Here is a 12,818-nt window from a genome sequence, read left to right on the forward strand (position 1 = left end):
AAGCACCTGACAATGCGATGAACCGAAGAAAGAGGAAGGGACAATCCAAAGGACGCATGATCGAATTTGGGTGAGAAAATCAGTTATATTCTCCGGTGCAGGCATTCATTTGCCAGTGAAATCTCCAATGATCGGTCACACCAACCGAGCAAAGGCTTGTTGAGGGCCTTGTGCGGCCTCCAGGGGAGTTTTGGAAACGATGGCGAGGGATTCATCCAGCGCGGCGAGCATGTCTGAGAGCATCGCCTCGGTGTGGGGCCATGTGACATAGAGCTGGCTGGACATCAGGAAGCCGCGCTGGAGCATGTGGCGGATCATGTGCTGCTTCGCGGCCGGATTGGCAAAGGCGAGCGAGGGCGCGCAGGGCATGCCGCCGATTTTGAGCTGGAGGTCCGGGTGCCGTGCGGCGACTTCACGGAGGCCGGACTGCAGGCGCTCGCCCATCTGCCACACTTTTTTCTGCACGCCCTCGCGCTGCATTTTGGCGATGCAGGCCAGCGAGGCGGCGGTGCCCACGCCATCGGTCCAGTAGCTGCTGGAGATGAAGCTGCTGTTTGCGGCATCCATGACCGCGTTTTTGCCGATGATGGCTCCGGCGGGGTAGCCGTTGCTCATGGCTTTGGCATAGACGGCGATGTCAGGCTCGATGCCCAGAACGGGGGCGGCCCCGGGGAAACCATAGCGCCAGCCGCTGGTGACTTCATCGAGCACATAGACGGCTCCGGCGGCATGGCAGGCATCGATGACCTGCTGCATGAAGGCATCGCGCGGGAGTTCGGAGCGCATGGGTTCCATGACCACGGCGGCGAGTTTGCCATCGAGCTTCTGCATGGCGGCCTTGAATGAGGCGATGTCGTTGTAGCGGAAGGGCACGGCGGTGCCGGCGAGTTCGCGTGGCACGCCGAGGGGCTGCAGGCCGGGGAGCAGGTGGCCATCGAGTGCGGCATCATCGCCGAGATTGGCGGCGAGATACCAGTCACTCCAGCCGTGGTAGCCGCAGAAGGCGATGCCGCTTTTGCCGGTGGCGGCGCGGGCGATGCGCACGGCGAGCCCGAGGGCCTCGCCACCGCCGCGTGCGTAGCGGACCTTGCCGGCCCAGGGATGGAGGTCGAGCAGGACATCGGCGAGTTTGACCTCATCCGGGGAGGCCAGGGTGGCGTAGCTGCCGAGATTCACGCGGCGCTTCACGGCGGCATTCACTTCATCATCGGCATGACCGAGAAGGATGGCGCCGACGCCGCCGGTGAAGTCGGTGTAGCGTTTGTCATCGAGATCCCAGATGAATGCGCCTTTGGCACGGGAGAAATAGGAGGGCCAGGACTGGGGATCGAAGAGATGCGCGCGCTTGGAAAGGAGGCCGGTGCCGCAGGAGATTTTTGTTTTTGCTTCCTCCCAGAGCTGGGGGCCGGAGGGAGCAGCCGGGGCGGGTTTGAGAAGGCGCAGCGCGTTCTCGCGGAAGATGTCTTCCAGATCTCCCGGCGTCATGCCGGTGTCTTCGCAGGCTTCGCGGAGGCAGAGGAGGGACTCGATGCCCACGGTGGTGTACTGGCCAAAGATGGTCAGCTTGTCTCCGGTGATCTCCGGATGAATCCAGGTAAAGCCATCGCCCTGCGTGATGCAGGAGCCGCGAAGCTCGCTGACCATGTAATCGCTGCCCCAGAGAACGCGGCGGGGGCCAAGGATCTCCAGCGCGGCGCGGAAGGCTCCGGCCTGGGTGACGGCGGAGGTGTCCACGACGACGTTGTCCAGATCAACGAGGTGATGGAGGCCTTTGCGAGCGTGGCGGTAATTGAACGAGCGGGCCACGTGCGCGAGCACCAGCTTGCAGCGTGGGTAGCGGCGGCAGAGACGGCGGAGCGCAGATACATTGCGCGGGTCGGTGATACCATCGGCCAGCATGATGTGCAGCATCATGATACCCTCGTACTCATGGCAGAGCTCCCACATCCACTCGGGGGCGAAGGATTCAATCTCTGCTTCCTTCGTATCTGGCACGTCTGCGTAGAGGCGGTAGGGCTTGATGCCGACAAACACGCCCGTGCTCAGGAGTCGCTGAACTTCGGCGGGGTCATCCGTCGGCGCGGCGAGGACGAGGGCGCGGGAATTGCCCGTGGCAGTCACCTGGGACTGCAGCCAGGCATTCTCCCCTGCCCTGTCATTGCCTGCGCTGGGGTAGCCGAAGAACAGGCCCTCGACCTGACGTTCTGGAAGCCAGAGGCGCATGGCGGCCTGGAAGTCCTGCATGCCGTAGCCGCGATTCTCTTCCAAAAACACCGGGCGGTTTCCCTGCGCGAAATGACGTGAGTGGAAGAGATGGGTGTGAACATCGAAGACCTTGGCCGGCACGAAGCCGTCAATGGCGCGGTGAAGCAGCTTGCGATCTGTTTCGTTGAGTTCGGTGACGAGGGTGAGGGACATGGAGGTCAGTCGTTGAGATAGATCGCATAGACCTTGGCGGCGCTGCCGGCCGGGTAGTTCACGCGCAGGGCGAACTTTTTGCCGGAGGGCAGAGGCTTGGGCCATGCGAGGGGGACGCGGACGCCGCTGGTGGTCAGTTTGATTTCGTAGCCGTCAAGCGGGTGGTCCAGGTGATCCAGAAGCTGCACGGTGAGCGGAGCCTCTGGCGTGAGGCCGTCCACATTCAGGGCGATCTCCTTTGCGGTGAATGTGCTGGTGATGAAATGGCCCTCCTCCTCGGCGATCTTGCGAGAGAGAGAGCCGAAGCCGTCGCGGCGCAGGGTGGCGAGGCCGATGTCCATGTTCTCCAGTTCACCGCCGGTGTTCCAGTGAGAATACCAGATCATGGTCTTGTCTCCCTCATTCACGAAGGCATGCCCCTGAAGGATGGCGATGTCGTCCCACTCGCCCCCTTTGCCGCGAGGGATGACTTTGAAGCCGGGGACGGGTTCGCGATAGTGCACGCCGTCGTTGCTGATCATGAGGCCGAGATCCACGCGCACGCCGTAGTTCCAGCTTTTGCCTTTGGGTGGTGCCTGCTCCGCATCCTGCCACATGCCGTGCAGACCGACCATGACATTGCCGCGATTCCACAGTCCTGCGCCCATGTGCATCTGCTGGCCTTTGACCGGAGGATCGGAGAGCTGGCCGGGGCGTGCATAGGCGAAGGCTTTGGCCTTGGACCACGTGACGAAATCAGGGGAGCGATAGGCGAGCATGTCGCGCCCGATATCGCTGCCATCTGCGCGCCATGACCAGGGGCTGAGAAGCTGGCCGGTCGCATAGTAGAAGTCTCCGAAGCGATAAAGGCCGCTGACTTCGAAGCGCTCGCCGCCGGCGTTGGCCGGACGATCGCCGACGCATTTCCATGACAGGCCGTCTGCGCTGGTGGCGGTGACAAACGAGCCCCAGCGTTTCTCATTGGGCCCGATCTTGCTGCGGCCGCCTTTGACTTCGTCGATGGGCATGTGGGCGATGTAGGCGCACTTGTAGCGTTTTGTGGCGTCCGGCTCATCAGGCTCATAGAGCACGGAGAGGAAATCATTCACTCGGGTCATGGAGTAAGGATCGCCTTCAATCTGGCAGATGTTGTTCTTGGTGCTGCCATTGAACTCGACGAGGCCGAGCTCCGGCTTGGTCCACGTGATGCCGTCCTTGCTCTCTGCATAGCACATGGGCCGCCACCAGCCGGGGGCCTGACCTTTCTCGATCTTTGGCTCGTGCATGCCGAGGTACCACATGCGGAAGGTGTCTCCTTGTTTGAGAACTGTTCCATAGAGCACGGCGTGGCCGTGATCGGGTGAACCCGGAGGACCGCTGCGGAGCACGGGGTTCGCAGGATGTTTTTGGGCGGTCTCCAGGGTGAGTTTCAGATTGTGCTGCCAGGCGATGTTGTGATCGTCAAAGGCGAAGAAGACTTGTTGGGCAGCCTGAAGATGGAGCGTCAGAGCGGCGAGGATGCAAAGGGTGAGCTTCATGGGCAAATTGTGAAGCCGGGAGAGAGTGTTGCGAGTGTAAAACGTTGGTCCGGTGTACGGACCAGCTAACGTCCGGCGGCATGCAACGACGAACTCATTTTCCTTCAATGAGCCTCTCCCTTTCGTCAGCAAGCATATGGGATGGCCCCTCACCCCAGCCTCTCCCCAAAGGGCAAGCTGGACATTGCGATATCATGGGTGGGGAGAGGAGAGTCGCTTTGCCTCCTCACGACGTCATGGGCCAGTAGAGCCATCAAGAACTCCAAAGCCTTCCCAGAACGAGCTGAAGCTCGTGAGCACTTTAATCGGCGCTGAGATCCGAGAAGAGCACGCACCAGTTCCACAAGGGATAGGGCTGGCCTGCGCGGGTGCCGTAGGTGGTGTCGGCAAAGGTGTGGATGGAGGGCGTGGGGTCGGAGTCGCGCAGATTGCCGTAGCTGAAGGAGCGCTGGACCACGAGAGGCTGCCCGGGCTGGAAGGGCACGCCGTTGCGGAGTTCTCCGGGTTCATACTGCAGCACAGTGACGCCGTTGACTTCTCTCACGGCACGAATGGCGACGCGGGTCGGCGGGCCGGAGAGGTTGACGACGAAGAAGGCACCTTCGGCGAGCAGCGGCTTGAGCTTCGCAGAAACGCTGGTGGTGAGCACGAGGTCCGCGCTTTGCTCCGGACCGGCGCGCACGGAGGCGATGACACCGAGGGCTACGGCATACGGGTGTCCGTAACTGATGCCGCAGGATTTGTCTGCGGGAAGAGATTGAGAGAGTCTGAGGCGCACCTGCGTGGACGCGATGACTTCGACTGCCGTGAGCGTGAGGGGCTTGCCGCTGCTGTCATGCACCCGAAAGCCTGCGAGTGAGGTGAAGCCATCCTTGGTGGCGATTTCCTGCCGTGCGAGGAAGGTGGTGTCGAGCACGAGAGGTGGATGTGGCACGGTGAAATCGAGGAGGATGCTGGCGCGATCAGTGGCGAGTTTTGCAGAGCGTGGGCGCAGGGGCTGCCAGTCTTCGTTGCGATCCAGCACGCGGTGCATGACTTTGCCGACTTGCTCGCCCCACCAGCGTTCGCCATCGGCGGAGAGATGGATGGGGTCGCCATGGCGGTCGGGTTTGGTGCGGCTGTTGATGGCGCTGGGCACGGCGTAATGGGGGCCGACGAGCCAGATGTTTTGATCGGCATCTGCGGCCATGAGCTGAGCTTCGCCGGCAGGGCCGAGGGTCTGATAGGTGAACATGGGCAGCTCGCCGCCCTGCCCTGTGATAGCGCACAGGTCTGCCGACCACTGCTTGCGATAGGCGATGAGTTGATCGCGATACCAGGCGAGTCCTGCGGGGCGTGGCAGTTCGGTGTCCCAGCGTGTGGGCACGAGGCTGCCGGTGGGGCCGCCATTGCCCTCTCCCTGCATCCAGTAGAGGGCGGCGATGCGGAAGTGTGAGCCCAATGATTTTGCCTGTGAGACAGCGCGGCGTGCATCATCCAGGCTGGCGCGATAGTAGCCGCCGCCGTGACGGCGTGACTCCGGGGTGCGTGGATCGGTGGAGAGATCTGCGATGGAGAGCTCCTGAATCTGGCGACCACCCTGCCCTGCGCAGGCGACGAGGAAGCGTGAGGCTGCCTGAGCTGCGCGTGCTTTATCATTTCCGAATCGCGCCGACTGCCAATGATCGGCCATGCCATTGGCCACGGTTTCACCGAGACCGCCGTTGGTTTGCGCGCGGAGTGGCACGAGCTTGAACAACTCTGCGGGACGCAGCTCGGGTGTGGCTGAATTGTCCTTGGGAAGCCAGGTGCGGACCCCGCGCTGGAAGCTGAGATTTCCCCAGCCGGTGTCTGCACTGGTGACGACTGGCAGGGACTCCGAGCCATCGCACAAGGACTGGCCCATCATCCAGATGCCGGAGATTTTTGGCGCTGTATCCGCAGCACCCGCCAGACCGGTGAGCGCGAGGAGGATGAAGTGAAGTTTCACGGGATGAACTGGAATGAGAAGATGTCGGCGTCCTTCATGGAGAAGCGCAGGCGCAGTGTTTTCCCGGCGAGCGTGCTGACATCCGCGCCGGACTTCCAGGTGACTTTGCGGTCCAGTTCATTGCCGATTTGCATCACACATTCCTCCAGGCCGAAGCCGGGGACGGGTTTGCCATCCGCGTCTTCAAAGCCGACCTTCACGCCACCGGCGGCGGAGGTGGAGAAGTTCAGCGAGAGCTCGCGCCCGGCAAACACGAGAGGCTTGGTGATGGCGTGGCCGCCTGCGTAGCCGCAATGCAACGAGGCAAAGCCGTCCGTGCGCAGCGAGTAGCGGCGCATGTGCGCGGTGGGCTGAGCGTAATCTTGATTCACAAAGACGGACATCTCATGCGGTCCTGTGGGCACCACGTTGAGGGCGGGATAGTTGGTGCGGGAGACCCAGTTTTGTGCGCCGATGCCGCCACGGATGAAGCCTTCGAGAAAGGTGCGATCGTACATGCCGACATGTGCAGAGCCCTCCGCAGGACGCGTGGTCATGAAGATGGCATCTGAGGTGTCTTTGAAATAACCGGGGTTTACATGAATGGCGGCGGCCTGCTCATCGGTGAGCACGCGGCGGCCTGGCATGAAGCGCGCGGCGATGGCCACATAGAGGTGGGGTGCGCGGAAGTAGGGGTGCGTTTGATTCGTGTACAAATGCTCGACCGGGGCCTGCATGGAGGGATTGCGATATTCCATGAGCACGGGGGCGGACCAGGTGCGGAAATCTTTGCTCTCGCTGCGGACGATGCGCCGGATGCCGCCCTCAAAGACGCGGTAGTAGGCCACGTATTTGTCTTCTGCTGCGGACCAGAAGGGCACGTTCTGCGAATCGAACATGTATTTGTAGGGCACCATGGCCTTGGTGATCACAGGCTCGGGACTGATCTTTTCCCAGCGCAGGCCGTCGGGGGATTTCCAGGCAGTGAGGCCGCCGCCCTCCATCGTGCCGCCAAAGGCTTTGAAGCGCTCGTCCTCGGGCACGCCGGGGCGCGCATCGCGGAAGGGGCTGAAGTTGTGCGTGGCGGTGTGCGCTTTCATGAGCACCACGTTGTTTTTGCGGGTGCCCATGACTTCATAAAGGCCGAGCTCGGGCTTGGTCCATTGGCGACCATCGGCGGATTCTGCGACGCAGGTCACTTCCTCCTCGCTGCCGTCTTTGTTGGCCACGGCCTTGCCACGGTAGTAGGCGCGCAGGCGACCATCTGCGAGAGTGACGAGGGTGGCGTAGCCGCTGAAGAGGCCCTCCCATGGCTGGTCAAACTTAAAGGCCACGCCTTCATCACGCGGGGTCTGCTGTAGGAGGTGCGTGCCGCTGAAGCTCTCGATCAAAAAGGAATCGGCAAACAGTTCGCGACGGCTGCCGATGTTGATTGGCGAATCGGCTGCGGCGAGAGTGCTGGCGAGCAGCAGTAGAGAAGTGAAGAGTGAGGATGCGGGCTTCATGGTGGGTAACTTTTCAGGTTTCGGAGGAAACAGGTGCGGCAGATTATGGGAGCTTTGGTTCAGCCCCTCACCCGGCCTCTCCCCGAAGGATGCCCAGAGTTATGATGTTTCGGACGGGGAGAGGGGTTCTGCGCTGGATGGCTTTGAGACTAGTTGCCATGGTTGATTGGTTTGAGGTGTTGCAGCAGGAGATCCTGCAGGGTGGTGGCGGGTTTGCCATCCTGTGGATAGTGGACCGAGCAGGGCACGCCGAGAGGCTGCAGTGTTTCTTGCAGCATGAGGGCATGGAGGACGCTGTGGCTGGGATCGGTTTGTGGCTGGCCTTTGACGGGGGGCTTGTCGTCCTTGGTGTAGATGATGAAGGCGGGTGGATCGTCGGCCGTGGCGTGGGCGATGGGTGACCAGAGGGGGATGTCTGCGAGGTGCTGCGAGCGGTTTGCGAGGAAGAGAGGGAAGGTTTCTTTGCGCGACTTGTCCATGGGGTAGCCGAAGGCGTGGGCGCCGTATTCGCTGTTGGGGATCCATTCGATGAGCTGCTGTGGATCAAACGAAGCCTGCGGGGCTTTGGTGGCGGTGAAGAGGAGGCGGGTGGATTCGCGGGCGATGGGATCGGTGCTTTGCGGATCGGCCATGTCAGCGTGCATGGCGAGCCAGAGGGAGGAGCAGCCCCCGGCGCTGACTCCGCTGGCGGCGATGCGTGTTTTATCGAGGTGCCATTCCTCGGATTTCGAGCGGAGGAACTGCAAGGCACGCGCGGCATCTTGCAGGGGCCATTGCAGCGGCGGCGTGACCTTGGCGGCGTTGGCATCCATGAGGAAGCGGTAGTTGATGGAGGCGACGGAGATGCCGGCAGTGAGGAATGCGCGCACGTCGAGGTGCTGATGGATGTCCGTCTTGTCCTGCGCGGCCCAACCGCCGCCGTGGATGTAAAAAACGACTGGGGTGGGCTGCTTCGATTTCGCGAGCCAGACGTCCATCGTCTGACGGAAATGGGTGCCGTAGGCCACATCGGTGAAGGTCGCGGGTGTGGCATCGATTTTCTCGGTGGCGTATTTTTTCTGCACTTCGGCAGGTGGCATCCAGCCGGTGGGGCGCTGCTCATCGGGCGCATAGGCGCAGGTGACGAAGTAGAGGCCGTGGGCGGGGAGCTTCTGCGGGGGCACGTTTACCTGCACCTGCGTGAAGCCGTCGGCGAACCAGCTTTCGTAGCCATCGGCGGCATCTGGCTTTAACACGGCACCATTGAGGCGCACTTCGAGATGTTTGGGCGCGGGATAGGGCAGACGCAGGCGGAAACCGATGCCGTGGGTGAATTTGGCGTCGGTCTTGGCGGCGAGGAGTTGCTCTGGAGTTTGCTCCATGGCGACTTTGAGCTCGGGACCGGTTTTGATGAAGCGCTCGATCTCGGTGGCGGAGTCGTCAAGGAGGGAGCGGAAGTCGTTGCTTGCGACGGCATGTTTTGCCGATGCCGTGGTGGCAACGACGAAGGTCTCGCGGCCTACTGTTTGCGGATAGAGAAAGCCGAGGGCGAAGTCGCTTTGCTGATTCCACAATTCCACGCGGCTGGTGCGGCGTGCGGAGGCTGTGGCGCCATACGCGGTGACGTAATGGCCGACGAAGTGACGCATGCGGTTCACGGGATAGCCGGGCGAATTTTCATCCAGCCAAACGCCGTTGCCGATGCGCATGAGACCCTGCATGCGGGCGACAAGGCTCTGCTCCCAGGCCACCTCCTGCGTGAGCAGCATGGTGTGGTATTTGGCGTAGCCGTAGTGCGCGGAGTAAAACATGGGCATGCCATGCCAGAGCTTCCTTCCCAGGGGTGCGAGCTCGGGGCCCCAGAAGGTGCGCTGTGCATCTGCCTCGAAACGATCGGAGGGGAATCCCGCTGCGCGCCCGGCATCGATCATGGCCTCCGTGACGCGCCAGTCCCAGGGGCGCAGGGCGTAGTTTGAATACGCGCCGCCGGTGACCTCCGTCATGATCTGGCCGTGATACATGCGGCGTGCGCCGAGCTGCGCGGGGGCGTATTCCTGCAGACCGGTGCCATGCAGGTCGGCGTGAACTTCGGGCTGGTAGTCGTCGATGACAGAAAGCACGGCGATGAGTTCTGGGGCATCCTCGGGCTTGGTGAGGGTGAGCGTCTTTACATCCCAGAGCTTGCCGATGCGGCCGCTGCCGGTGTAGGGATCGACGCCGTGCTCATTGCGGAAGCGGTCGGTGTAAAACATGGCCAGCGGATTCACGCAGGGCATCACGAGGATGATTTGTTTTTTACGCGTCTCCACCGCCAGGGGATCATCGCTGAGGCACCATTCCGCGAAGGCGAGCGCGCCGGTGGTGCCCGTGCGCTCAGGACCGCTGTGCAGGGTGGTGATGAGGCAGACCTGCTTGTCTGCGACGGGCACCGAAGAATCGGTGATCTTCAGCAAATACACGGGCATGTTCTGGCCGCTGATGCCGCGTGATTCGAGCGACATGGTCTTGGGAAACTTTTGCCGCCAATGCGTCAGTGTGCCCACATATTCCTCCCAGGTGAGGCGGTGCATGGGCGGGTAGGTCTCCTGCGCGCTGAGAGGTATCAGCACCGAGAGGAGGATGAAGATGAACAGGGCCGTCTTCATGGTTTGAAATCTTTCGGCACGAGCTTCATCAATTCATGGAGGTCAGCGCCCACTGAGCCGCTGCCTTCCGGAAAGGATTTGCCGTTGATGAGACAGTTTCCCCAGGTGGCGGTGCCGGCGACTTTGATCTCCATGTTTTCAAAGGTGCAGTGCTTTGCCTCCAGCACCGCGCGCAGGGCGACGCTGCCGGTGAGGGGCTCAGCAAGGCGGCGAATGAAGACGTTCTTCATCTGCATCCGGCAGTCGCCGGTTGTGCGGCCTGTGATGGAGAGCGGGTTCTGTGCCGATGAAAACACCAGCGCATTCGTGAGGGTGTAGCGGCCTTCGTCGAGGAAGTAGAGATCGAAGCCGATGTTTTTCGCGAGGAAGACATTGGTGTAGCTGGTCTGCGCGGTGCCGGTGTCGGTGATGCCGGTGCTGTTGCCGATGCTGACAAAGCCATCGACGCGATACTGCGCGGACTCGTGCGCGCTGATGCCATCGTCTCCACATTCGATGGCGGCGATGTTTTCAAAGACCACGTCACGGCAATCGCCGTGGATGTTGAAGCCGTCGTTGTAGGGATGGGTGGCGGTGAGGTTCCTGATGACGAGGTGGGCATTGTCGCCGCTGAACTGCACGCCAGCGCTGCGCAAGGGGGCGAAAACTTGGGCATCGGCGAGTTTTTGGCCGGCTGGCAGTTTGAGGTAGAAGCTGCCATAGATCTGCCTGGACGGCGGCTTCTCGCGCGAGGGATCTTTGACGAAGGTCCATTCGCCGGGCTGGAGTTCTTCAGGTTTTTTCAGGGGTGCGCTGCGGCCTTTGGAGGTGCGGCCCATGTGCTGCATCTGCCCATTCCACAGAAAGAACCAGCGGCCGATGATGGCGTCGTCATTGCGGGCGATGAGATGGTCATTGGCGAAGAGTCCGGGCGACACTTCAGTCCACTGCGCGGGATCGAGAGGATCGCTGCCTTCCAAGGTCGCGCCGTGACCATCGAGTGTGATGGGTTTGCCGGGCTCGCCTTTCTTGTTGTAGAAACCGGCATAGTCACGATACACCTTGGGTTCGAGATGGATGACGTCTCCCGGCAGCGCGGCCTTGATGGCATGAGCGATGGTGGGCGCGTCTGTGCCGACGTGGATGTCACGCGCAGTGGCACCTGTGGCGACGAGAAGCAGGACAAGGAAACCGGTTTTCATGCGGGTGGGGTCATGGCCACTGCGGCGGCGTAGGCTTCCTTCAGTTTGGGATCCGTCTGCGTATGGCTGCCGCGATAGACGAGCAGCAGACCAAGACGGGAATGGTCCGTGGTGTTTGGCGCGGAGTGGTGGATGGTTTCGCACTGATGGATGGTGGCGTCTCCGGGAGCCAGCAGGCCGCAGAATTGTTCACTGAGCGGCACGGGAGACGGAGTGGCCATGCCGATGCTGTTGCCACGCACGCCGCTGGGCTTGGTGGGCTGCATGCCGTCCTTGTGCGAACCTTTGACGAAGAAGACCGGACCATTCGCCTCTGTGACGGCATCGATGGCGATCCAGACGGTGAGCATGTCCGGTGGAGATTGGCAGAAGTAGGCGTTGTCCTGGTGATAGGGCACGCCGGAGCCGATGCGGGCGGGCTTGTTGAAGGTCTCGACACCGACCAAGATGGGATCGCCATGGACCAGCGGAGCGACGAGTGCGCGGATGTCCTCGCGTTCGCCAAGGTGGCGAAACCACTCGTTGTATTTTTCGAGACGCCAGAGATTCCGCACGGTCTTCTCATCCTTCTCGAAGGTGCGGGCATCGGCGGGCTGTGCGCTGAGATCATCGCGGATGTAACGCTCAAGCTCGGCGCGCACGGCGGACACTTCGTCAGCGGTGAGAAACTGAGGAATGAGAACGACGCCGTCGCGCTCATAGTCGGCGAGGAGTTGAACGTGGGCTGTGTTCATGCGGAGAGTTCGGCAAAGAGTGCGCGGTCATCGAGATCGAGGGCGGCGAAGGCCTGGTCGAGATGCGCCGGTGTGCGACCACCGACGAGCACGGAGGCGATGCCCGGCTGATGCAGCGCCCAGGCCAGGGCGAGATGCGCCTGCGAGTGACCGGTGCGCGCAGAGACGGCTTCAAGCGTCGCCAGACGGCGATACGAATCGCTGTGAAAATAGACGTCCTGATGTGCGGGAACGAGATCGAAACGCGATCCGCTTTGCACCCCCTGCTGGTGTTTGCCGGTGAGAAATCCGGCACCCAGCGGGCTGTAGGTGACGATGGCGACGCCGCGCGCCGCGCAGTGCTCACGCAAGGCATCGCTCACGTCACTGACCGCGAGGTTGTGGTTGTTCTGCACGACGCTGAAGCGCGGCCCTGCGGCCTGAAGCTGCTCCAGAGTGACGTTGCTGAGACCGAGCGCCTTCACCCTGCCGGAGTGCAGGAGTTCATCGAGCGCGGGGCCAGCAGCGGGCACACTGTCATGCCACTGATGCAAATAGAGCAGATCGATTTGATCGACGCCGAGGCGCTCCAGGCTGGCACGGATGTCGATGCGATCATACGGAGGCAGGATCTTGGTGGCGATGGTGATGCCACTGGGGCGGCGAGAGGCCAGCCAGCGGCCGAAGATGCTTTCTGAGGCTCCGCCGCCGTACGCAGAGGCGGTATCGAAGAGACGAACGCCACGCGCGAGGGCGTGATCAAGCAGCGCGAAGGAGGCGGCCTCGTCAATCTCACGCCCCAGAGTCACGCAGCCGAGACCGATCAGGCTGACCGGCAATGCTGCGGGCGTGATGGTTGTGAGGTTCATGGAAACTGGATGCTTTCGCCAATGAAGCGGGCGCGCGAGCCGA

At 62.0% G+C, this 12,818-nt stretch carries 8 protein-coding genes; all 8 read right to left on the reverse strand.

The window, feature by feature from the left end:
• Nucleotides 1–135 precede the first annotated feature (135 nt).
• A complete protein-coding gene (locus tag AC24GY_RS26610) occupies nt 136–2,418 on the reverse strand; it encodes an aminotransferase class III-fold pyridoxal phosphate-dependent enzyme (RefSeq protein WP_487689230.1) in 2,283 nt (760 codons plus the stop codon).
• A gap of 5 nt (nt 2,419–2,423) precedes the next feature.
• A complete protein-coding gene (locus AC24GY_RS26615; protein WP_487689232.1) occupies nt 2,424–3,935 on the reverse strand; it encodes a glycoside hydrolase family protein in 1,512 nt (503 codons plus the stop codon).
• 301 nt (nt 3,936–4,236) lie between these two features.
• Nucleotides 4,237–5,904: a phosphate ABC transporter substrate-binding protein gene (locus tag AC24GY_RS26620; protein WP_487689234.1), complete on the reverse strand. Its 1,668-nt coding sequence runs from the start codon at nt 5,902–5,904 to the stop codon at nt 4,237–4,239.
• Nucleotides 5,901–7,388 (reverse strand): hypothetical protein, encoded by a 1,488-nt coding sequence (locus AC24GY_RS26625; RefSeq protein ID WP_487689236.1) that lies wholly within the window; start codon nt 7,386–7,388, stop codon nt 5,901–5,903. Before AC24GY_RS26625 ends, AC24GY_RS26620 begins: the two co-directional genes overlap by 4 nt.
• A 149-nt stretch (nt 7,389–7,537) precedes the next feature.
• The gene (locus AC24GY_RS26630) at nt 7,538–10,012 is read right to left on the reverse strand and encodes an alpha/beta hydrolase fold domain-containing protein (protein WP_487689238.1); all 2,475 of its coding nucleotides are present in this window, start codon (nt 10,010–10,012) and stop codon (nt 7,538–7,540) included.
• Nucleotides 10,009–11,193 carry a hypothetical protein gene (locus AC24GY_RS26635; protein WP_487689240.1) on the reverse strand — a complete coding sequence of 395 codons (1,185 nt, stop codon included), beginning with the start codon at nt 11,191–11,193 and terminating at the stop codon, nt 10,009–10,011. Before AC24GY_RS26635 ends, AC24GY_RS26630 begins: the two co-directional genes overlap by 4 nt.
• A complete protein-coding gene (locus AC24GY_RS26640; RefSeq protein ID WP_487689242.1) occupies nt 11,190–11,927 on the reverse strand; it encodes a phytanoyl-CoA dioxygenase family protein in 738 nt (245 codons plus the stop codon). Before AC24GY_RS26640 ends, AC24GY_RS26635 begins: the two co-directional genes overlap by 4 nt.
• Nucleotides 11,924–12,775, reverse strand: a complete 852-nt coding sequence (locus tag AC24GY_RS26645) for an aldo/keto reductase (protein ID WP_487689243.1) — start codon at nt 12,773–12,775, stop codon at nt 11,924–11,926. The genes AC24GY_RS26640 and AC24GY_RS26645 overlap by 4 nt, the downstream gene beginning before the upstream one ends.
• Between the last annotated feature and the right edge of the window lie 43 nt (nt 12,776–12,818).

Source organism: Prosthecobacter sp. Pr1 (assembly GCF_057652315.1).